The sequence below is a fragment of the Bradyrhizobium sp. CCGE-LA001 genome, assembly GCF_000296215.2.
Classification (GTDB): Bacteria; Pseudomonadota; Alphaproteobacteria; order Rhizobiales; family Xanthobacteraceae; genus Bradyrhizobium.
This window is the reverse complement of record NZ_CP013949.1, coordinates 7,053,385-7,075,400: the sequence shown is the minus strand read 5'-3', so window position 1 is coordinate 7,075,400 and position 22,016 is coordinate 7,053,385. Positions and strand designations below refer to the sequence as shown.

The following is a 22,016-nucleotide window of genomic DNA, read 5'->3' as shown; positions in this document are numbered from 1 at the left end:
CACAACAATTGACGCAATATTGGGCTGTGATCTGCCCGCCAGAATCGCTATTGGTGATTCATAAAAGCTACAAACTGGGATGGACGTCACTTGTCAGGGGAGCGACCGATGGCGGCGGCGCTACAGATCAACTTTGCTCTTTGGGGAATGCTCATCTGCGCCAGCGCGAAGCTGGCACCGGTGATACAGACTCTCTTCTGAACGGAAGCCAGCGCCTGATGGCGCAAATCTCCCGGTGCGTACGCTGCATGCGAGCACAGGGAACCCGGCGTATGGCCTTGAATCAGCCAAGTAAACCGCCAAGCAATCGCCTTCAATGTGACGCGGTTCACAGAGCTCATTCACGTCACACGCGCGGCAGCTGCCGTTCTCGTCAGCGACAACGCGGATAGATCGCGGCGAGATCGCGCCCCTTGAGCAGCAGCAACCGAGAGGTGAGACCGCCGCGACGGCTAATCCAATCGCGCACCGGGCCGGGATAGGCGTCGAGCACCGCGACCGATGCTTCCGGCTCGGCATAGAAGCGCCCGCGGCGGTCAACCGAGCGTGCGGCATGGAAGCCGAGCACCGCACGCTTGGTGACGCAGATGCGCTCGCCGGGCACGATGCTCAGCACCAGCGTGCAGGCGGACAGGCAGGGACCGTCGATCACGACGCGTTCGCCGCTCTCGCGCACCTTCTCGAACAGATCGAGGAATGGCCCGACCTGGCCGCCGGGCGACTGGAGGATGCGGATCTCGGCGGCCGCGGGTGCAGAGACAAGCAGCGTGGCTGCAAGCATCAAGGCATTGAGCAATGAGACGCGTCGCATGAAGCCTCCACCAACTGGATATTGTAGGGTGGGTTAGCGTAGCGTAACCCACCATCTTGGCGCCGCGTGAGAAGAGGTGGGTTATGCCCGGCCGCCGGCGTTTCGCGCAGCCGTCGTGCTAACCCACCGTACAGGTCCTACCCGTTGCGCCGTTGCCCGCGCAGTGTCGGCAAGCCGATACCCGCGGCATCGAAGCCGCCATCAACGGCCAAAATTTGACCGGTAATGTAGCTCGCATTCGCCGAGCACAGGAAGTAGATCGCGTCCGCGAGCTCCACTTCCAGGCCGTAACGGTTGAGCGGGATAGCGTCGTGATAATCGGCGCGGATTTCCTTGGTGTGCACCTGCTTCGCCATCGCGGTGTCGACGGGCCCCGGCGCGACCGCGTTGACGCGGATGTTGAGCGAGGCGAGCTCGACGGCGAGCTGCTTGGTGAGATGGGCGAGGCCCGCTTTGCTGGTGCCGTAGGCCGAGCGCAGCGTCGAGGCGCGCACCGCGGAGATCGAGGTGATGTTGACGATGGCGCCGCCATTGCCGTCGCGCATCAGGGGCACCGCGGCCTTGGTGCAGAGGAACGGGCCGGTGAGATTGACCTCGAGCACGCGGCGCCAGTCGGCCTCCGACGTTTCCATCAGCGGCGCGAACACCGCGATGCCGGCATTGTTGACGAGCGCGTCCAGCCGGCCGAACCGTTGCTCGACCATCGTCATTGCCGCGCTCACCGCGGCTGCATCCGAAACGTCGCAAGTCAGCGCCAGCGTTGCCTCGTCCTGGCCGATCTCGGCAACGGCGCGGCCGAGCAGCTCGCCCTCGATGTCGAGCAGCGCCACACGCCAGCCCTCGGCCAGGAATTTCTTCGCTGTCGCCAGACCAATTCCGCGCGCGGCGCCGGTGACGAGGGCAACTTTTTGCGGGGCTTGCGGCATGGGTGGATCCGTCCTGTGTCGAGAGGGTGCGTCGCGTGCAGGCTCCTTTTACTGTGCTTTCGTCCCGGCGCGGAAGGGGGCTACAGCGGTGCGGCCGACCTCCCAGCCTTCGAGGCAGGCTGACGCAAAATCGGGGATGACGGCGATAGAGATGACGAGGATGACGCCTAAGCCAGCTCCGCCGAGGCCCGCTGCATGTTGGCCGACATGTCCGAGGTCACGATGCTCTGTTCCTCGACCGCGGCAGCGGTGGACGCGATGAACTCGTTGACGCCGGCAATCGCAGCCTTGATCGCGGTGAGCGAGCTCGCAACGTCGCCCGAGATGACGTTCAGTGCGTCGATCTCGGAGGTGATCGTGTCGGTCGCCTGCTTGGCCTGGTTCGCGAGGCTCTTCACCTCGGAGGCGACCACCGCGAAGCCGCGGCCTGCTTCGCCCGCCCGCGCCGATTCGATCGTGGCGTTGAGTGCGAGCAGGTTGATCTGGCTGGTGATGCCCGAAATCATCTCGACGATGCCGCTCATGGCTTGCGCTGCTGCGGCCAGCTTCTGTGCCTGGCCGTCCGCGGACTCGACCCTGGTCGTCGCGACCTTGGAGGTCTCGCGCGACTTCGCCATGGTCTCGGAGATCTCGCGGATCGAGGCGCTCATCTGTTCGCTGCCGGCTGCGACAGCCTCGATCAGCCCGCGCGCATTGTCGGCTTTTTTGCGGCCGATCGCCTGCGCGGTGATGTCGGTGGCGTATTTCACCACCTTGTAGGGCTTGCCGTTGAGATCGAAGATCGGGTTGTAGGAGGCCTGGATCCAGATCTCCCGCCCGCCCTTGGCGATCCGCTTGTATTCGGCGGCCTGGTATTCGCCCCGGTTGAGGGTATCCCAGAACTGGCGATAGGCCGCCGAATTCTTCTCGTTCGGCTCGACGAACATGGAGTGGTGCTGGCCCTTGATCTCCGTCAGCGAATAGCCCATCGCCTTGAGGAAATTCTCGTTGGCTGTGCGGATCGTGCCGTCCATGTTGAACTCGATCACCGCCTGCGACTTCTGGATGGCGGCGAGCTGTCCGTCATTGTCGGCCGCCTTCATCTTCTGCGCGGTGACGTCGGTGGCGAATTTCACCACCTTGAATGGCCGGCCCATCTCGTCGAGGATCGGGTTGTAGGTCGCCAGAATCCAGATTTCCTTGCCGCCCTTGCCGAGACGCTTGTATTCGGCCGCCTCGAACTGGCCGCGGTTCAGCCGCGCCCAGAAGTCGGTGTAGGCCGTGCCGGCGCGATCCTCCGGCGTCACGAACATGCTGTGATGCTTGCCCTTGACCTCGTCGAGCGAATAGCCCATCGCGTTAAGGAAATTCTCGTTGGCGGTGACGATGGTGCCGTCCATGTTGAACTCGATCACGGCCTGCGCACGGCTGATCGCGGCGAGCTTGCCCGCGTCCTCCATGGTCCTCATCTTGTACGCCGTGATGTCGGTGGCGAATTTGATGAAGCTGACCACCTTGCCGTTTTCGTCGAGCAGCGGCGCGTAGGAGGCGTGGACCCAGACTTCCTTCCCGCCCTTGCCGAAACGCTTGTATTGCGTGGTCTGGAATTCGCCGCGGTTCAGGCTGGCCCAGAAATCGCGGTAGCGGGCGCTCTCGCGCTCGGCCGGGCTGACGAAGATGCTGTGATGCTTGCCCTTGATCTCGGCCAGCGTGTAGCCGCTCATCTTCAGCAGGTTCTCATTGGCATCCAGGATGGTGCCGTCGAGGCCGAATTCGATCACGGCCTGCGACCGGTCGAGCGCCTCGACCTCCGCAACGGCGTGCCTGACTTTCTTGCTTTGGAAATTGAACACGTAAGCCTCGCAATAGCCCGATGAAGAATGAAGGATTGCCGTTCGGCGTTTCCGTAGACGAAAAATTTGCCCAACCTTCTTGACCAAACGGTAAATTCCTTCGCGGTTGCTGCTGCTCCCGTGTTTTCACGTGTGTTGTCTATCCAATTCAACTCACGAGAATTTTGAGTTTATATGCACGCTGTGGTTCATAGAGCTCCCGTAACTGTACGGAGCTGGGCTGCATTATTTTTTCAGGCTCGCGCTCACCGGGCGCCCAGCAGATGGCCGCTCGCCGGTTGGTCCCAATTAATTTCCGCTCGCTTGTCGGATTCGCAAGAGGTCGTTCGTCTTGGAGGTGAACGCCGGCCCACGGCTGCGACCCATTTCAACTGAACCCAGGACACCACCCATGCGATTCATGATGCTGATGATCCCGCTCGGCTACGAGAGCGCGCCGCCGGACGTTCAACTCGATCCCGAGCGTGTCGCAGCGATGATGCGCTACAACGAGGCGCTGAAGGATGCCGGCGTGCTGATCACGCTCGACGGCCTGCACCCGCCCTCCATGGGCGCGCGCGTCTCGTTCGCAACCGGCGAGCCCGTCGTCACCGACGGCCCCTTCGCGGAGGCCAAGGAAGTCCTGGGCGGCTACTGGATGATCGAGGTCGCCTCGCGCGCCGAGGCGATCGCCTGGGCGAAGAAGTGCCCGGCCTCGCCGAACGAAATCGTCGAAATCCGGCAGGTGCAGGAAATGAGCGACTTTCCGCCCGACGTGCAGCAGGCCGCAGCCGGATTGGACGATCTGAGGAAGTAGCCGGCCGCGGAGAATTCCGCGGTTGTCGTCAAGAGATCAACAAGGGAGAGACCGATGAGCACCGAACACAAATTCCTCGCCGTCTATCTCGGCAGCATGAGCGGAGCGAAAATGGCGGCTTGGCGTGCGCTGCCCGAGGCTGAACGGAAGGCAAAGGAGCAGGAGGGCATGGCCGCCTGGCACGGCTGGGTCGAGAAGCACCAGGCCGTCATCGTCGAGATGGGCGGCCCGCTCGGCAAGACCCGCAGGATCGACGGAAGCGGCATCACCGAGATCAGCAATGCGCTGACCGGCTTCACGGTGGTGCGCGCGGCCTCGCAGGAGGAAGCTGCAAAGCTGTTCGAGAACCATCCGCATTTTGCGATCTTTCCGGGCGAGGCGATCGAGGTCATGCCCGTGCTGCCGATTCCGCAGATGTAGCTTCGCCAGTTTGCAGCCGGGCTCGATGCCGAGGCATCGGGCCCGGCGCGACCCGTGGATCTACGGGCCAGTCACGCCTCATCGCCGCTAGTGACCTTCACGCCAAGCTCATGTAAAGGTCGTTCACATGAGCTGGCGCAAGGAGCAGCGCCGCGCCGAGCGCGGCTATCACCACGGCAATCTGAAGGAGGCCCTGTTGCAGGCCGCTCTCGGCCTGATCGCCGAGAAAGGCGCGGCGGGCTTCACCTTTGCCGATGCCGCGCGCATGGCCGGCGTCAGCGCGGCGGCGCCCTACCGGCATTTCCGCGACCGCGACGAGCTGTTGTCCTCGATCGCCCAGCGCGGCTTCGAGCAGTTCGAGGCGCGTCTGGCTGCGGTCTGGGACGACGGGCGTCCCGATACGGTCACCGCGTTCGAGCGCGTCGGCAAGGCCTATCTGGCCTTCGCCCGCGAGGAGCCGGCCTTCTACAGCGCGATGTTCGAATCGGGCGTGCCGGTGGACGCTAATCCTGCGCTTCAGGCCGCCAGCGAGCGCGCATTCAACATCATTCGCGCCGCAGCCGAGCGGCTCGCGGCCCTGACGCCGCCGGGCACGCCGCGGCCGCCGGCGATGATGATGGCCTTGCACATCTGGTCGATGGCGCACGGCGTGGCCTCGCTGTTTTCCCGCGGCGATGCTGCGCGACGGAAGCTGCCGATGTCGCCGGACGAGCTGCTGGAAGCCGAGGTGCTGATCTATCTGCGCGGCCTCGGCTTCCCGACCGAGCGTCGTCCCGCGGGCAAGGGCGCCGAGCCGCCGCCCGTGCCACCGGAGGCGTCCTCCGGTTCGGGCCTGCCGCCCGGCGGCCCCTGGGGCAAGCCGAAATAAGATTGCGCAAATAATCACGCGGCCGTGTCTGGCGCCCAGCTTGACAAAATCGCGGGATCGTCTAGCTATGTAAATGTTATTTACATTCACAACGGCGCTGGTGCCGTGATGGAGATGGGAAATGGCCTACACCGCTGATGTCAATCGATGGCGCGGCCCTTCGGACCAATACCAACAGTACGAGCGTCCTCGCATGCTCGATACGCCCTGGCATCCCGGCTGGATTGCCGTGACCATTCTCGGCTTCATCATCTGGTGGCCGATCGGACTTGCCCTTCTCTTTTTCACACTCGGGAGCAGAAGAATGTCGTGCTGGAGCAACCAGGATCGCTGGCAGAACAAGATGGAGCGGATGCAGTACAAGATGGATCGCATGCGCGACCGCATGGAGCGCCGCGGCTTCGGCTTTGGCTTCGGCCCGCCGTCCTCCGGCAACCGCGCCTTCGACGAATATCGCTCTGAGACGCTGCGCCGGCTCGAGGAGGAGCAGGTCGAGTTCAAGAACTTCCTCGACCGTCTGCGTCACGCCAAGGACAAGGAAGAGTTCGACCAGTTCATGGCGCAGCACAAGACGCGTCCGACCCCGCCGCCGAACGACCAGCCGCAGGGTTGATCTGAAGGTTCGCACCTCTCAAAGCCTTCAGGCGCATGCCCCCAAAGTCCTGATGGCCCCGAGCCGCCCGCCTGCGCAACCCGCAGGCGGGCGGTCTGGTTTTGGGGGCGTCGGGGGCAGCCGCGACGATTTCAGGCCGTCGCCGCCAGCTGCGCGCGAACCGACGAGAGGAAATGCTCGTAGGCGTGGTCGACGATCTCGTTGAGCGATCGCGTGCGCGCGAACATCGCCTTGGCCTCCGCCAGAAACTCCTCGCGGGTCGGAATCTTCGGCAGATGCAGATGCGTCAGCGCGTCGACACCTTCATGTGCGCGGTTGAGGATGTCGTGCAGCGACGGCAGCTGCAGCTGCGCGAGATCGGCCCGGCGCCGCGCCGACGAGATCGCATGCGCCAGGGTCTGCGCATCGAACCGTCCGGCGAGCTCGCGGGCGGCCCGCTGGATGACGCGCGCGCCGAGCGGCTGCTCGTTGCGCAGCACCTGTTCGGGCGGCGCCTTCATGTTCCAGACGACGCCGATCCACGACAGGACCGTCAGGATGTAGTAGGTCACGTCGACTTCCCACCAGCGAAAGCCTTGTCGCACGCTGCTCTGGTAGGCGTGGTGATTGTTGTGCCAGCCTTCACCCAGCGTGAACAACGCCAGCAGCCAGTTGTTGCGGGAATCATCGCCCGTCACGTAGCGCTTGCGTCCATGCACATGGGCGAGCGAATTGATGCAGAAGGTGGCGTGATAGACCAGCACCGTGCTCCAGAGGAAGCCGACGACCAGACCCGACCATCCTGCGACCAGGAAGCAGAGTCCTGCCAGCACGAAGGCCGGCAGCAGCTCCAGCCGGTGCAGCCACATCAACTCGGGATAGACGGCGAGATCGCCGACCTTCACGAGGTCGGTGGTGTCGTGCTGCCGGTCGAAGATCCAGCCGAGATGGCTGTAGAGGAAGCCGCGGTGACGCGGTGAATGCACGTCGTTCTCGGTGTCGGAATGCAGGTGATGGTGGCGATGCTTGGCCGCCCACCACAACACGCTCTTCTGCGCGCTGCTTTGCGCGAGGCAGGCCAGGATGAACTGAAACACCCGGCCGGTCGCAAATGCCCGATGCGAGAAATAGCGGTGGTAGCCGGCGCCGATACCGAACATCCGCGCGCAATAGAGTGCGATGCAGATCGCGACCGCCTGCCAGGTGACGCCGGACCAGATCGCCGCCAAGCAGCCGAGATGGACCAGCAGGAACGGTATGGCGGACGGGTACATGATGTCGTCGTGGTGGTCGTCGGCGGAGGCGTTAGGCGACATATTTGAGCGTGACCTTGGATGACGTGGATGCGGAATTGTATCGGGCAGCTTGGCCGCGGCCGGGTACGAAAAACCCGCGGATGGCGGACCACCGCGGGCTTCGGTTGAAGGACCGACCGACTATATGGTCACGGCTCTCTGGCAAGCAAGCTCGTAGCCTCACGGGGAGCATGGCGCAGGCAACCGCGTGTGTTGCTGACGCCAATTGGCGCGCAGGCGGCCTGCGTCCTATATTCAACGGCGAGAAGCAAGCGTCAAAACACCGCAGGCGGCGAAGATGGCAGAGACTGCGATCATGGCGAGCGAGACCCTCTGGCAGGAAATCCGCGGCGAGGCGCAGCGCGCGGCAGCGGCGGACCCAATCTTCGGCAAGGCTGTTGCTGGCGCCATCCTTGCCCATGACGATTTTACCTCCGCCTTGGCCGATCTGATCGGGCGCCGGCTCGGCAGCAGCGCGGCCGAACGCGAGCGCTTCACGACGTTTTCGCGCGATGCCTTTCGCGGCCAGCCAAATCTGGTCGAAGCGGCCGGCCGCGATCTGCGCGCCATCGCGCTGCATGAACCCGCCGTCGCCGGCCTGCTGCCGCCGCTGCTCCATTTCAAGGGCTACGTCGCGCTGCAAGCCTGGCGCGTCTCGCACTGGCTATGGCGTCATGACCAGCACGACGCGGCGCTGCTGTTGCAGAACGAGGCGTCGAACGTTTTGCAGGTCAGCATTCATCCGGCCGCGAGCCTTGGATCGTCGGTGTATCTCGACCACGCCACCGGCATCGTGATCGGTGCCAATGTCGTTGTCGGCGACGAGGCCACCATTCTTCAGAACGTCAGCATCGGGCGCCATGGCGACCTGCCGATGCGCTCGCCGCGCATCGGTCGCGGCGTGTTCATCGGCTCCGGCGCGACCATCCTCGGCGACATCGATGTCGGCGATTTCGCCAAGATCGGCGCCGGGACGGTCGTGACCCGTGACGTGCCCAGCGGCTGCACCGCAATCGGCAATCCCGCGCGGCTCACCAATTGCCCCGCCCCCGCTTCGGCAGCTTGATGCGCGCTCAGGCGGCGCGGCGGTGGCTCTCGCCGCCATGATGCGGATTGACCGGCTCCGAGCTGGTCTGGCCGGGTGCGTCCAGCACTGCAACATGATGCCGGTACACCATCTCCCAGCCCTTCCATCCCGTGAACAAGAGGACGCCGACGACGATCAGCGACAGCACCACGCCCCATGGTTTTACGGCGGCTTCAGCGCCTTGCGCGTAGCGGAGATAGAAATTGACCAGCGCCAGCACGACCGCCGCGAGATTGCCGACCATGTGATACCAGGCGTCCTCCAGGCTGCGGATGCGGGGCTCGCTGAAGAAATCGATGAAGCCCGCCGCGGCAGCGACGAGCGCCATGACGATACCGGCGCCGATCAGCCAGATTGCGGCTCTTGCCCAGAAACCGTCGCCGTTCCGATGAAGGCGAGATCGGCGATGGGGGCGCCGACCAGGCATGCGATGGGGAATGGAATCAGCATGGGATGCAGGGGATGATCGCCGATCGCGGCGGTCGTCTTGGGGTTGATGCTCATGGCAAAACCTCGCCAAAAAGGGAATTTCCGGGACAATTTTCTGCGGGTGGGCCGGTTCCTACGGCGACGGGGGCCGCCGCATCCCCTTCGGCCGCCTCCTTTTCCCGCAGCCAAATTCGCCGCCGGTAACCCCGCATTAACCAACGCCGGGCTCTGGTAATTGCGGACAGTCACGCCCGAAGTCGTGTCGAGGCCCATAGTTTTGACATCTTGGCGGGGAATGCAGGCGGCCGGCTTTGGACGAGCCCTGCACCCCAGAAAGACAAGGCTTTGAGCAGGCTTGCCGGCCGCGCGGGTTCTAGCGCGGCTGTTGGGGAACACCGGCCCATTTGTTGGCCGACGGACATTAGGTAACGATCGCCTTGAGAGGATACTGCTTATGAATCCGGCCGAATTGGCTCAGTCAGCCCTTCCGGTTGCTGCCTCCGCCGACGTGTCGCTGATTGCGCTGTTCTGGCAGGCTCACTGGATCGTGAAAGCGGTGATGCTGGGACTGCTGGCCTGCTCGGTGTGGGTCTGGGCCATCGCCATCGACAAGATCTTCCTTTATGCGCGCACGCGGCGCTCGATGGACCGCTTCGAGCAGGCCTTCTGGTCCGGCGAGTCGATCGAGGAACTCTATCGGACGCTTTCGGCCAAGCCGACGCATTCCATGGCGGCCTGCTTCGTTGCGGCCATGCGCGAATGGAAGCGTTCGTTCGAGAGCCATGCCCGCTCCGTCGCGGGGCTTCAGATGCGCATCGACAAGGTGATGAACGTTTCGATCGCACGCGAGGTCGAGCGGTTGGAACGCCGCCTGCTGGTGCTCGCCACCGTCGGCTCCGCCGGCCCCTTCGTCGGCCTGTTCGGCACGGTCTGGGGCATCATGTCGAGCTTCCAGTCAATCGCGGCGTCGAAAAATACCTCTTTGGCGGTGGTGGCCCCCGGTATCGCGGAGGCGCTGTTTGCGACCGCCGTCGGCCTTATCGCCGCCATTCCTGCCACTATTTTCTACAATAAGTTCACCTCCGAGGTGAACCGGCAGGCCCAGCGGCTCGAGGGTTTCGCCGATGAATTTTCAGCCATCCTGTCCCGTCAGATCGATGAGCGTGGCTGACGGACGGCATGTATAGTGTGAGGGGCAATTTGGGCACCAGACCATGGGCATGAACGTCGCAAGTTCATCCGGAGGCGGCGGACGTCGCGGCCGGCGCAAGCCCGTCGTGGCCGAAATCAATGTCACGCCGATGGTCGACGTGATGCTGGTGCTGCTCATCATCTTCATGGTGTCGGCGCCGATGCTCACGGTCGGTGTGCCGCTCGACCTGCCGCAGACCCAGGCCAAGAGCATCGAAAACAGCGACCAGAAGCCGATCCAGCTCTCGGTCGACATCAAGGGCAAAGTGTTCATCAACGATGCCGAAATCGCCATCAACGACCTCGTGCCGAAACTGAAGGCGATCACGGACGCGCGCGGCGGGCTCGAGGAGCGCATCTATTTGCGCGCCGACAAGAAGGCGGATTACGGCACGGTGGCCAAGGTGATGGGCCAGTTGTCCGGCGCAGGATTCAAGAAGCTTGCCCTCGTTACAGAAGCGGATCAGGGGTAAGCCGTGAAGGTGAACGTCGACAAGACACTCGTTGCGTCGATTGTGCTCCATGTCCTCGTGCTGGGATGGGGCCTCGTCACCTTCAGCAGCAAGGCTTATGTGGCGCCGGAAGAGTCGCTCCCTGTCGACATCATCTCCACCGATCAGCTTGCCAAGATGATGGCGGGACAGAAGACCGGCAAGAAGGAAGAACTGAAGCCCAAGGTCGAGAAGATCGCCGAGCCCAAGCCGGAGGAAGACGCCGTCGGCAAGGTCACGGAGAAGAAAGAGCTGATCAAGACCAACTCGCAGCCGGAGCCGCCGCCAAAGCCCGTCGAGAAGCCGGTGGAGAAGAAGCCCGAGCCGCCCAAGCCGGTGGCCGAAGCCAAGCCAAAGGAAGAGCCGAAGCCGCAGGAAAAGAAGCCTGATCCGGCCAAGGAAGATCCGATCGCCGAGCTGCAGAAGAAGCTGGACACCAAGAAGCCGCCGCCCAAGCCGGTGGAGCAGAAGGTCGCGGCGGTTCAGCCGCAGCAGCAGCCCAAACCCAAGGAGCGCGCCTTCGATCCCGCCCAGATCCAGCGCGATCTCGACAAGCGCGCCGCGACCCGGCACGAGCAGACGGGTTCGGCACTGAATGCGTCGGCCTCGCTGGGGGCGGCGACGGGGACAGCCGCGAATAACGTCGCGACCTGGCGCGGTGCGTTCCAAAACGCGGTCAAGCACTGCTTCACGCCGACCTATAACGGGCAGGATGCTGACCAGTACGAAGCCGACATCGACATTCCCATGAAGATCGACGGATCGCTGGCGTCCGAGCCGATCGTGGTGGCGGTGAGGGGACCGTCGCGGTCGATCGCCCAGGCCGTGGCGGAGAGCGCCAAGCGCGCCATCGTGCAGTGTCAGGTCTACTCGTTCATGCCAAAGCAGCAGTACGAGAGCTGGAAGCTCATTCCGATGACTTTCGGTCTGAAAGATATGTTGTGACATCCGAACAAAAGAATTTTGCAATGAATGATGCCCGTTCGATGAACCGCCGCCGTTTCATGACCCTTACCGGGTCGACCCTCGCGATGCTGGGGAGCGGACGCGCCTTTGGCCAGGAGCCTCGCCTCCGCATCGATCCCACGGCATTCCAGCCGATCCCGATCGCGATCACCAACTTCCTCCCGGGCACTCCGTCCGACGGCGACGTCGGCAACGGCGTCACGCAGGTCATCACCAACAATTTGAAGCGTTCGGGTCTTTTCGCGCCGATCGACCAGGCTGCGTTCATCGAGCGCATCAACAACATGGACGTCGCGCCGCAATTCCAGAACTGGAAGACCATCAACGCGCAGGCCCTCGTCACCGGCCGTATGACGCGGCAGCCGGATGGCCGGCTCAAGGCCGAATTCCGCCTGTGGGATGTGGTCTCCGGCCAGCAGCTCACCGGACAGCAATACTTCACCTCGCCGGAATATTGGCGCCGCATCGCCCACATCATCTCCGACCAGATCTACGAGCGGATGACCGGCGAGAAGGGCTATTTCGACAGCCGCGTGGTGTTCGTGGACGAGACCGGGCCGAAGGAGCGCCGAGTCAAGCGGCTCGCGATGATGGACCAGGACGGTGCCAATGTGCGTTACCTCACCCGCGGCTCCGATCTCGTGCTGACGCCGCGCTTCTCGCCGAACTCGCAAGAGATCACCTATATGGAGTTCGGCCAGGGCGATCCGAAGGTCTATCTCTTCAACATCGAGACCGGCCAGCGCGAGATCGTCGGCAACTTCCCCGGCATGACTTTCGCGCCGCGCTTCTCGCCGGACGGCCAGCGCGTCATCATGAGCCTGCAGCAGGGCGGCAACTCCAACCTGTTCGTGATGGATCTGCGCTCGCGCTCGACCACGCGTCTCACCGACACGCCTGCGATCGACACGTCGCCGTCCTATTCGCCGGACGGCGCCCGCATCTGTTTCGAATCCGATCGCGGCGGCAGGTCGCAGATCTACGTGATGGCCGCAGGCGGCGGGCAGGCGCAGCGGATCTCCTTCTCCAAGGACGACACCAATGCCAGCTATTCGACGCCGGTGTGGTCGCCGAAGGGCGACTACATCGCCTTCACCAGGCAGGGCGGTGGGCAGTTCGCGATCGGCGTCATGAAGCCGGACGGCTCCGGCGAGCGGCTGCTCACCTCGGGCTTCCACAACGAGGGGCCGACCTTCTCGCCGAACGGCCGCGTGCTGATGTTCTTCCGCGATCCCGGTGGCAATGGCGGGCCGTCGCTGTACAGCGTCGACATCTCCGGTCGCAACGAGCTCAAGGTGCCGACGCCGGGCTTCGCCTCCGACCCGGCCTGGTCGCCGCTATTGTCCTCGACCGCAGGCCAATAATTCACGCGTTCAGACGCGCGATGTTGTCGAAAAAACGTGCCGATTTTTTCGGGTTCGCTGCGCAAGGCAAGCCTTTCTTCACCTTGCGCCCGGCAAGGCTTGCCTAGTTGCTTGAAATCTAAGCGGAAACGGGTTCGTCATTGCCGAAAAACAACTCGACTTTAACGATGTTCACTCAGAAAGGCTTCATCAGGCCTGAGTAAAAGTATGCGCCCGACAGGACGCGCGTACAAACACAAATGCAGTTCGCAAGCCAGAGCGAAGAACCTGAGCAGGCATCGCCGAAGATTTCGGCGGCGCTGATCGATTCGCTGTTCGAGGCTCCCCGTCCGCTGCTGGCCGGCCTCGTATTCGTCTCGATCGGCGCGGCGCTGACTGCGTTGAAGACGGGAGAGCCCCTGATCTGGGCCTGCGTCGGATGTCTCGTCTTCGCGGGCATCATCCGCGCGTTCGACCTGCATCTGTACCAGAAGCGCAAGTCGGCGCTGACGGCCGAAGGGGCAACGCGCTGGCAGAAGCGTTACCAGATCGGCGCGATGATCCAGGCGGCTGCGATCGGGACGTGGTGCTCGACGACCCTGTTGGCCAGCGACGATGCCGTGGCCCATATGATCGCGCTGTCCGTCACCACCGGAATCGCGGCAGGGGGCGCCGGCAGAGCCTATGGCCGGCAATGGATCTTTCAACTCCAGGTCAGCCTCGTCTTCGTTCCGATCGTCATTGCCCTCGCGCTGCGCGGCACGCCGTTCTACGTCGCGATGTCGATCGTCAGCGCGGCTTTCCTGTTCTCGCTGATGGGCATCTCGGCCAATCTGCACCGGATATTCATGCGCGCACTGGCCGCGCGCGAGCGCGAAGCGGCGCTGGCCGGCCAATTCGACACCGCATTGAACAACATGCCGCACGGCCTGTGCATGTTCCACGTCGACGGCCAGCTCGCGGTCATGAACTACCGTTTCGGCGAGATGATGAGCCTGCCCGACGATCTCGTGAAGAGCGGCGCCAGTGCGTCGCGCATCATCGCGGCTTGCGTCGATGCCCAATCCATCTCGAAGGACAGCGGTGATCTGATCCTGCAGGGCATCCGCGAGCTCCGCAACAGGGAGATCGTGACGACGGATCCCGACCTCGCACGCGGGCGTACGCTGTCATGGACCATTCAGCCCATGACGGACGGAGGTGCTGTCCTCCTGCTCGAGGACATCACCGAGCGCAAGAGTGCCGAGGCGAAGATCAGCCATCTGGCTCGCTACGACGAGCTCACGGCGCTGCCCAACCGCGTCAGCTTCCGCGACGAGATCGAGCGGCTGCTGGCGAGCGCGCACCACGCCGAGCGGCTCTCCGCGCTGCTGTTCATCGATCTCGATCAGTTCAAGCAGGTCAACGACACGCTCGGTCATCCCTGCGGCGACCAGCTCCTGTGCGCGGTCGCCAACCGCCTGCGCGAGATGCTGCGCCCGGAGGATTTCGTCGCCCGTTTTGGCGGCGACGAGTTCGTCGTGTTCCAGCAGAACCTGTCCTCGCCCGAGGATGCCGCCAGCCTTGCCCGCCGCATCGTCGAGCGGCTGAGCGAGCGCTATCGCATCGACAACCATCTGGTCGAGATCGGCGCCAGCGTCGGCATCGCGCTGACCTCGCCGGATGGCACCAGCGCCGACACGCTGCTCAAGAACGCCGACATGGCGCTGTATCGCGCCAAGGCCGACGGCCGCGGCACCTTCTGCTTCTTCCGCGACGAGATGGCGGCGACCGTCGAAGCCCGCCGCATCCTCGAGCTCGACCTGCGCAAGGCGCTCGCCAACGAGGAGTTCGAGCTTTTCTATCAGCCGCTGGTCAATTTGAGGTCCGGCAAGATCACCACCTGCGAGGCGCTGCTGCGCTGGAATCATCCGGTGCGCGGCACTGTCTCGCCGGTCGACATCATCCCGGTCGCCGAAGACATGGGCCTGATCGTCGATCTCGGCCGCTGGATCCTGCGCCGCGCCTGCATGGAATGCATGAAGTGGCCGGAGGGCGTCAGCGTCGCCGTGAATTTCTCGCCGCAGCAATTCCATCAGCGCGACGTGCTGAGCGAGATCCGCTACGCGCTCGAGGTCTCGGGGCTTCCGGCCCACCGCCTGGAGATCGAGATCACGGAATCCTCGCTGCTGCGCAACACCCAGCTCACGCACGACATCCTGTCGCAATTGCATGCGCTCGGCGTGCGCATCTCGCTCGACGATTTCGGGACCGGCTATTCCAGCCTCAGCTATCTGCATAATTTCCCGATGCAGAAGGTGAAGATCGATCGCTCCTTCCTGGAGGGCATCGACACCGACCGGCCGCTGACGCTGCTGCGCGGCGTGGCACGGCTGTCGGCGGATCTCGGCATGTCCGTCGTGGTCGAGGGCATCGAGACCAATGAGCAGCTCGAACTGATCAGTGCGGACGGCACGGTGACCGAGGGACAGGGCTATCTGTTCAGCCGGCCGGTGCCGGCGGTGCGCGTGCGCCAATTGCTCAACGCCTCGCATGGTCGTCGGCTGCAAGACGGTCAGGTCGTTGCGCTCTCCTCACGCTCGTTCGCCTGATTCTCAAGCCTCGAGATTTCCCGTCGTTTTCTGCGCGTTACAGCGCCACCGTAGTCGTACGGGGGGTTAACCGTAATCGATTCAAGCCTTTGCAATTCGGTTAAGGAGGCGTTAATGTTTTAAACTCGCGGAAGTTGCTGGACGAGTGGAGTATCAGATGGAATCCCGGGCCGAGCCGCGCGCTCCGCTGTTGATGCGGGGGGCAGGGATTTTTGATCGGGTCGACTACAGGCTCATCGAAACTCCGGAAGATAAAGACCGCCTCTATCAAATGCGCTATCGCGCTTATCTGCACGGCGGATTGATCCTGCCGGCGGAGTCCCGTCGCGTCAGCGACCGCTATGACGATGCGCCGAACGCCTGGACGTTCGGGATTCACGTCGATGGCGAACTCTGCAGCTCCGTCCGCCTGCACATCCTGACGTCGGACCAGCGCATGTCCTATGCGACCGAGTTGTTCGGCGACGTGCTTCACCCCCGTCTCGACCGCGGCGAGGTTTTCGTCGATCCGGCGCGCTTCGTTGCCGATCCGGAGCAGGCCCGGCGGTTTCCGGAGCTGCCCTACGTCACCCTGCGCCTTGCCTATCTGGCTTGCGACCATTTCAACGCGGACACCGGGCTGGCGCAGGTCCGGGCGGAGCATCAGGCGTTCTACCGCCGGGTCTTCCTGCACGAGGCGATCACGGAGCCGCGTTCGTTCCCGAACGTGCTGAAGCCGGTCGCCTTGATGGCTTCCGATTTCCGCAGCCTCCGCGAGCGGGTCCTGACCCGCTTCCCGATCATGCGCTCGAGCGCCTTCGAGCGGCGCATGCTGTTCGACCGGGGGAACGTGCGCGCTGCCGTGCCGCGCCCGGTGCTCGTCGCGAGCACGGCGCAGGCCTGAAGGTCGGCCCGCAATTTTGCCTCCAACCGGCCCGTGCGGCCGGGGACGCAGACAACACCGGCCCAAAATTCCAGCAAACGCAGGGGTTTTTGCCGGCCGTGCGACTTGCCTTCACCCTCGCGCCACATTTACAACCCATTAACCATGGCGTTTGCTTTTCGCTGGTTGGGGGCATTTGAGCGGCTGAGGCAAGGTTCCGTCAAGGTTGACGGAACGTTCGCTTAACCAACCCCCTGTAGACCGGACAGCAGTGGACTAACGCGAGCGTGGAGGCTCCGGAATGAAACATCCTATGCGTATCCTCCAGGGATTGAAGCTGGTCGCGGTGCTTGCCGTCGCGCTGTCGATGGGCGCCTGCGCCAACAAGAATGCTGCGACGGATGCGATGGCCAACGCGGCGACGCCCGGCAGCCAGCAGGACTTCGTGGTCAATGTCGGCGACCGCGTGTTCTTCGAAAGCGACCAGACCGATCTGACCCCGCAGGCGATCGTGACCCTGGAGAAGCAAGCGCAGTGGCTCCAGACCTATCCGCGCTACAGCTTCACCATCGAAGGCCATGCCGACGAGCGCGGCACCCGCGAATACAACATCGCCCTCGGCGCTCGCAGAGCCCAGTCGGTGCGTTCGTTCCTCGCCTCGCGCGGCATCGATCCGAACCGCATGCGCACGATCTCCTACGGCAAGGAGCGGCCGGTCGCCGTCTGTAACGACATCTCCTGCTGGTCGCAGAACCGGCGCGCCGTCACCGTCTTGAACGCGAGCTCCTGACGATCAGTCAGCCGCCGTTCATCTTTAGAAACCGATTATGCCGGCGCCCTCTCGGGCGCCGGTTTCGTTTCAGCATTCTGTGACAGAAACCCCTTGGTACCAGTCACATTTTTGGCGTACTCCACTTCGATGTGTGGCGCCTCGAATGTTCCGTCGCAGGCCATTTCGCTTTTGTCGTCAGGGCAAGATGTCATCCAGATTTAAGGTCTTTACCGGCACCGTGGCGACTGCCGCGCTGCTCTCCTTGTGCTCGCCCGCGCTTGCACAATCGATCTTTGCGCAGTCCGATGATGCCGATCCCGAGATGCGGATCGAGCGGCTGGAGAACCAGCTGCGCCAGCTCACCGGCCAGAACGAAGAGCTGCAATATCGCAACCGCCAGCTCGAGGAGCGGCTGCGGGCGCTCGAAGGTGGCGCACAAGCTGCGCCCGGACAGGCGCCCAGCGTCGCGGCGATGCCGCCCGCTCAGATCGGACAAGGCCAAGTCGCCCCGGGATATCGCCAGCAACAGCCGCAGCAGCAGGCCGTGCAACCGAACTACGAGCAGCCGCAGATCGCCGCGCCCGCACCGATCGTGCAGGAGCAGCCGGCGCCCGGCGCCCCCGGCACGCGCCGCCGCGGCGATGCCTTCGATCCGAACCAGAATCCCAACGCGCCCGGCGCGCCGCGCGCGCTCGGCGGCGGCCCGCAGCCGATGCCGGCGGGTCCCCCCATTGGAGCGCCCGGCGGCCGCGGCGCCGGCGAGCCGCTGGATCTCGCCAACACCAGCCCCCGCTATCAGCAGCAGGCTGCTCCTCCGGCCGCGCGGCCCGGCTATCCGCCGGCCCAATCCGGCTATCCCGCACCGTCTGGCGGCGCCGGCCTGACCACGCTGCCGCCCTCGGCGACGCCGCGCGACGAGTTCGATCTCGGCATCGGCTACATGCAGCGCAAGGACTATGCGCTGGCCGAGCAGACCATGAAGAATTTCGCGCAGAAATACCCGAGCGATCCGCTGCTCGGCGATGCGCAATACTGGCTCGGCGAGAGCTACTTCCAGCGCCAGCAATATCGCGACTCCGCGGAAGCCTTCCTCGCCGTCACCACCAAATACGAGAAATCGGCCAAGGCGCCGGACGCGCTGTTGCGGCTCGGCCAGTCGCTTGCCGCCCTGAAGGAGAAAGAGGCTGCCTGCGCCGCCTTCGGTGAGGTCGGCCGCAAATATCCGCGCGCCTCCGCCGGCGTCAAAGCCGCGGTCGACCGCGAGCAGAAGCGGGTGAAGTGCTGACACCAGGCGTCCGGGTCCTGACAATGCGGATGGTGCTGCGCTAAACATTGCGGACCATCCGCCGATGATGCCGGGCCGCGTCATGTCAGACGACGACAATTCACCAATCTCCGCGCGTGAGGCGAGGCGGCTCTTCGCCGACCTGAAGGCTGCGCCGGCGCTGGTGCTCGCGGTCTCCGGCGGGCCCGACTCGGTCGCGCTGATGTGGCTCGCCGCGCGCTGGCGGCGCGCTCTTGCGCGCGGCCCTGAGCTCACCGTCGTCACCGTCGATCACGGCCTGCGCCCGGAAGCGGCGCGCGAGGCGCGCGAGGTCAAGCGCCTGGCAACCGAACTTGGACTGCCGCACCGGACCCTGCGCTGGCGTGGCGCAAAGCCGAAGACGGGGCTTCCTGCGGCTGCCCGCGAGGCCCGCTACCGCCTGCTCACCCAAGCCGCGCGGGCCGTGGGCGCCAGCCACGTGCTGACTGCCCACACCCGGGACGACCAGGCCGAGACCTTGTTGATGCGCATGCTCAGGGGCAGCGGGCTTGGCGGGCTCTCGGCGATGGCCGGCGTCAGCGAGCGCGACGGCATCGTGCTGGTGCGGCCGCTGCTCGATGTTCCCAAGGCGCAACTGATCGCGACCCTGAAGCGGGCGAAGGTCGGCTTTGCCGACGACCCCACCAACCGCGACACCGCCTTCACCCGACCGCGGTTGCGCGCGCTGCTGCCGCTGCTCGCGGCCGAGGGCGGCGATGCGCGCACGCTCGCGCGGCTCGCGGCAAGGCTGGCGCGCGCCAATGCAGCGGTCGAGGTGCTGGCCGATGGCGCCGAGCGCTTCTTGCGCTTGCGGGATCGCGACGTTGCGCCGCAGGTGGGCATGCGAAGCTTCGAGGCCTCGGCTTTTGCTGTTCTGCCGGAGGAGGTTCGCTTGCGCCTGCTGCTGCGGGCCATCGACGCGCTCGGGCACGAGGGGCCCGCGGAACTCGGCAAGGTCGAAAACCTGATGTCTGCGCTCGACCGGGCGATGGCCGGTCCCGGAGCGGCCGCAAATGGCCGGCCGGTCCTGAAGCAAACCCTCGCGGGAGCCTTGATCAGCCTGGCCGGCGGGCGTATCCAGATCGCGCCAGCGCCGGCCCGCCGGCGCAAAGGTCCATGATGCGCGGCATGAGGTCGGATCATGACACCGGCCAATTCGCCTTCGCGCCGTCAGGCCACCTTAACCAGGCAGGAAAAACCCCGGTTTCGGCGCCATTATTTCAGCGGGAATCGCGGTAAGATGGGCTAAATAGTCCCATCTCGTTCCCTTGGCAGCGACCGGGGCGGCACCTAAATTGTATCCGTCTAACGATGAGGATTCCTTGGGATTTCCTCGCACTGAGCTAATCAACTTGCCCAAGGATCAGGCCGCGATCCGCGCGACCACGAAGGAAGATCGATGAACGCCAATCTGCGCAATTTCGCCCTCTGGGTCATCATTGTCTTGCTGCTATTGGCGTTGTTCACGCTCTTCCAGAATCCGGGTCAGCGCGCCTCCTCGCAGGACATCGCCTTCTCCCAGCTCCTGAGCGAAGTTGACCGCGGCAACGTGCGCGACGTCGTGATCCAGGGGCCGGATATCCACGGCACCTTCACCAACGGCTCCAGCTTCCAGACCTATGCGCCGAACGACCCGACGCTGGTGAAGCGCCTCTATGACAGCAAGGTCCAGATCACCGCGAAGCCGCCCGGCGACAACGTGCCGTGGTTCGTCTCGCTGCTGGTCTCCTGGTTGCCCTTCATTGCCCTGATCGGCGTCTGGATCTTCCTGTCGCGGCAGATGCAGGGCGGCGCCGGCAAGGCGATGGGTTTTGGCAAGTCGCGGGCGAAGATGCTGACCGAGGCCCACGGCCGCGTCACCTTCGAGGACGTCGCCGGCGTGGACGAAGCCAAGCAGGACCTGCAGGAGATCGTCGAATTCCTCCGCGATCCCGGCAAATTCCAGCGCCTCGGCGGCCGCATTCCGCGCGGCGTGCTGCTGGTCGGCCCTCCCGGCACCGGTAAGACCCTGATCGCGCGTGCGGTCGCGGGCGAAGCCAACGTGCCGTTCTTCACCATTTCCGGCTCCGATTTCGTCGAGATGTTCGTCGGCGTCGGCGCCAGCCGCGTCCGTGATATGTTCGAGCAGGCCAAGAAGAACGCGCCCTGCATCATCTTCATCGACGAAATCGACGCGGTCGGTCGTCACCGTGGTGCCGGTCTCGGCGGCGGCAATGACGAGCGCGAGCAGACGCTGAACCAGCTGCTGGTCGAGATGGACGGCTTCGAGGCGAACGAGGGCGTGATCCTGATCGCCGCCACCAACCGCCCCGACGTGCTCGATCCCGCGCTGCTGCGTCCGGGCCGCTTCGACCGCCAGGTCGTGGTGCCCAACCCCGACGTCGTCGGCCGCGAGCAGATCCTCAAGGTTCATGTCCGCAAGGTGCCGCTGGCGCCGGATATCAACCTCAAGACCATCGCGCGCGGCACCCCGGGCTTCTCCGGCGCCGACCTGATGAATCTCGTCAACGAGGCTGCCCTGACCGCCGCCCGCCGCAACAAGCGGATGGTGACCCAGGCCGAGTTCGAGGAAGCCAAAGACAAGGTGATGATGGGCGCCGAGCGCAAGTCGCTCGTCATGACCGAGGAAGAGAAGCTGCTCACGGCCTATCACGAGGGCGGCCACGCCATCGTCGGCCTCAACGTGCCCGCGACCGATCCGATCCACAAGGCGACCATCATCCCGCGCGGCCGCGCGCTCGGCATGGTCATGCAGCTGCCGGAGCGCGACAAACTGTCGATGTCGCTGGAGCAGATGACCTCGCGCCTCGCCATCATGATGGGCGGCCGCGTCGCCGAAGAGCTGATCTTCGGCCGCGAGAAGGTGACCTCGGGTGCCGCCTCCGACATCGAGCAGGCCACGCGCCTTGCCCGCATGATGGTGACGCGCTGGGGCCTGTCGGAAGAGCTCGGCACTGTCTCCTATGGCGAGAACCAGGACGAAGTCTTCCTGGGCATGTCGGTATCGCGCACGCAGAACGCGTCCGAAGCCACCGTCCAGAAGATCGACTCCGAGATCAAGCGTCTGGTCGAGGAAGGCTACAAGGAGGCGACCCGCATCCTCACCGAGAAGCACGCCGACCTCGAGGCGCTGGCCAAGGGCCTGCTCGAGTTCGAAACGCTGACCGGCGACGAGATCGTGGACTTGCTCAAGGGCAAGAAGCCGAACCGCGAGTCCGTGCTCGAGCCGACCACCCCGCGCGCCTCCGCCGTGCCCCCTGCCGGCAAGTCGCCGCGCCCGCGGCCCGATGCGGATCCCGGCCTCGAGCCGCAGCCCCAGGCGTAAGCTCAAGGCGACCCGATCGAATTGAAAAACGCGGCGGCAACGCCGCGTTTTTTATTGGGCCATGGCGCATTTGCGAGGGGGCATGTTCAGTGACTCGCTTATTGCGAACTACCATG

19 protein-coding genes and 1 pseudogene are annotated in these 22,016 nt (G+C 64.4%); 15 read left to right on the top strand and 5 right to left on the bottom strand.

Going from position 1 to position 22,016, the window contains the following annotated elements; all coding sequences use genetic code 11:
- Window positions 1-373: 373 nt before the first annotated feature.
- From BCCGELA001_RS32265 to BCCGELA001_RS32255, 3 genes are all read right to left on the bottom strand, one after another.
- Entirely contained in the window at window positions 374-811 is a 438-nt protein-coding gene (locus BCCGELA001_RS32265) for a hypothetical protein (protein WP_008546378.1), read from the bottom strand.
- A gap of 137 nt (window positions 812-948) precedes the next feature.
- Entirely contained in the window at window positions 949-1,737 is a 789-nt protein-coding gene (locus tag BCCGELA001_RS32260; protein WP_060737117.1) for an SDR family NAD(P)-dependent oxidoreductase, read from the bottom strand.
- Window positions 1,738-1,904: 167 nt separating this feature from the next.
- The gene (locus tag BCCGELA001_RS32255) at window positions 1,905-3,569 is read right to left on the bottom strand and encodes a methyl-accepting chemotaxis protein (protein WP_008546374.1); all 1,665 of its coding nucleotides are present in this window, start codon (window positions 3,567-3,569) and stop codon (window positions 1,905-1,907) included.
- 391 nt (window positions 3,570-3,960) lie between these two features.
- Here BCCGELA001_RS32255 and BCCGELA001_RS32250 point away from each other — a divergent pair, with 391 nt between their 5' ends.
- From BCCGELA001_RS32250 to BCCGELA001_RS32235, 4 genes are all read left to right on the top strand, one after another.
- The gene (locus BCCGELA001_RS32250) at window positions 3,961-4,365 is read left to right on the top strand and encodes a YciI family protein (RefSeq protein ID WP_008546372.1); all 405 of its coding nucleotides are present in this window, start codon (window positions 3,961-3,963) and stop codon (window positions 4,363-4,365) included.
- Window positions 4,366-4,419: 54 nt separating this feature from the next.
- Window positions 4,420-4,785 carry a YciI family protein gene (locus tag BCCGELA001_RS32245; RefSeq protein ID WP_008546370.1) on the top strand — a complete coding sequence of 122 codons (366 nt, stop codon included), beginning with the start codon at window positions 4,420-4,422 and terminating at the stop codon, window positions 4,783-4,785.
- A gap of 127 nt (window positions 4,786-4,912) precedes the next feature.
- Window positions 4,913-5,653 carry a TetR/AcrR family transcriptional regulator gene (locus BCCGELA001_RS32240; RefSeq protein WP_060737116.1) on the top strand — a complete coding sequence of 247 codons (741 nt, stop codon included), beginning with the start codon at window positions 4,913-4,915 and terminating at the stop codon, window positions 5,651-5,653.
- Between the two features lie 121 nt (window positions 5,654-5,774).
- On the top strand, window positions 5,775-6,266 hold the full coding sequence (locus BCCGELA001_RS32235) for a DUF2852 domain-containing protein (protein WP_008546357.1): 492 nt from the start codon (window positions 5,775-5,777) through the stop codon (window positions 6,264-6,266).
- A gap of 131 nt (window positions 6,267-6,397) precedes the next feature.
- Here the strand turns inward: BCCGELA001_RS32235 and BCCGELA001_RS32230 are convergent, their stop codons facing one another.
- Window positions 6,398-7,561, bottom strand: coding sequence for an acyl-CoA desaturase (locus BCCGELA001_RS32230; protein ID WP_008546355.1), 1,164 nt, complete (start codon window positions 7,559-7,561; stop codon window positions 6,398-6,400).
- A 277-nt stretch (window positions 7,562-7,838) separates the two neighbouring features.
- Between BCCGELA001_RS32230 and BCCGELA001_RS32225 the strand changes: the two genes are divergently transcribed.
- Complete coding sequence (locus tag BCCGELA001_RS32225; protein WP_060737115.1) at window positions 7,839-8,606, top strand: serine O-acetyltransferase; 768 nt, start codon at window positions 7,839-7,841, stop codon at window positions 8,604-8,606.
- 7 nt (window positions 8,607-8,613) lie between these two features.
- Here the strand turns inward: BCCGELA001_RS32225 and BCCGELA001_RS32220 are convergent.
- Window positions 8,614-9,131: pseudogene (locus BCCGELA001_RS32220) on the bottom strand (DUF2231 domain-containing protein).
- Between the two features lie 379 nt (window positions 9,132-9,510).
- Here BCCGELA001_RS32220 and tolQ point away from each other — a divergent pair.
- From tolQ to ftsH, 10 genes are all read left to right on the top strand, one after another.
- Entirely contained in the window at window positions 9,511-10,227 is a 717-nt protein-coding gene (gene tolQ, locus BCCGELA001_RS32215; protein WP_008546343.1) for a protein TolQ, read from the top strand.
- 43 nt (window positions 10,228-10,270) lie between these two features.
- Entirely contained in the window at window positions 10,271-10,720 is a 450-nt protein-coding gene (tolR, locus tag BCCGELA001_RS32210; protein ID WP_008546340.1) for a protein TolR, read from the top strand.
- 3 nt (window positions 10,721-10,723) lie between these two features.
- Complete coding sequence (locus BCCGELA001_RS32205) at window positions 10,724-11,683, top strand: hypothetical protein (protein ID WP_008546339.1); 960 nt, start codon at window positions 10,724-10,726, stop codon at window positions 11,681-11,683.
- A gap of 41 nt (window positions 11,684-11,724) precedes the next feature.
- Window positions 11,725-13,068: a Tol-Pal system beta propeller repeat protein TolB gene (gene tolB, locus BCCGELA001_RS32200; protein WP_060737976.1), complete on the top strand. Its 1,344-nt coding sequence runs from the start codon at window positions 11,725-11,727 to the stop codon at window positions 13,066-13,068.
- A 239-nt stretch (window positions 13,069-13,307) separates the two neighbouring features.
- Window positions 13,308-15,638 carry a putative bifunctional diguanylate cyclase/phosphodiesterase gene (locus tag BCCGELA001_RS32195; protein WP_060737114.1) on the top strand — a complete coding sequence of 777 codons (2,331 nt, stop codon included), beginning with the start codon at window positions 13,308-13,310 and terminating at the stop codon, window positions 15,636-15,638.
- A 157-nt stretch (window positions 15,639-15,795) separates the two neighbouring features.
- Window positions 15,796-16,521 (top strand): N-acyl amino acid synthase FeeM domain-containing protein, encoded by a 726-nt coding sequence (locus BCCGELA001_RS32190; RefSeq protein ID WP_008546323.1) that lies wholly within the window; start codon window positions 15,796-15,798, stop codon window positions 16,519-16,521.
- Window positions 16,522-16,801: 280 nt separating this feature from the next.
- Window positions 16,802-17,290: a peptidoglycan-associated lipoprotein Pal gene (gene pal, locus BCCGELA001_RS32185; protein WP_035704649.1), complete on the top strand. Its 489-nt coding sequence runs from the start codon at window positions 16,802-16,804 to the stop codon at window positions 17,288-17,290.
- A 187-nt stretch (window positions 17,291-17,477) separates the two neighbouring features.
- A complete protein-coding gene (ybgF, locus tag BCCGELA001_RS32180; RefSeq protein WP_060737113.1) occupies window positions 17,478-18,557 on the top strand; it encodes a tol-pal system protein YbgF in 1,080 nt (359 codons plus the stop codon).
- Between the two features lie 82 nt (window positions 18,558-18,639).
- Entirely contained in the window at window positions 18,640-19,695 is a 1,056-nt protein-coding gene (tilS, locus tag BCCGELA001_RS32175; protein WP_060737975.1) for a tRNA lysidine(34) synthetase TilS, read from the top strand.
- 279 nt (window positions 19,696-19,974) lie between these two features.
- Window positions 19,975-21,900, top strand: a complete 1,926-nt coding sequence (gene ftsH, locus BCCGELA001_RS32170; RefSeq protein ID WP_008546307.1) for an ATP-dependent zinc metalloprotease FtsH — start codon at window positions 19,975-19,977, stop codon at window positions 21,898-21,900.
- Window positions 21,901-22,016 lie beyond the last annotated feature (116 nt).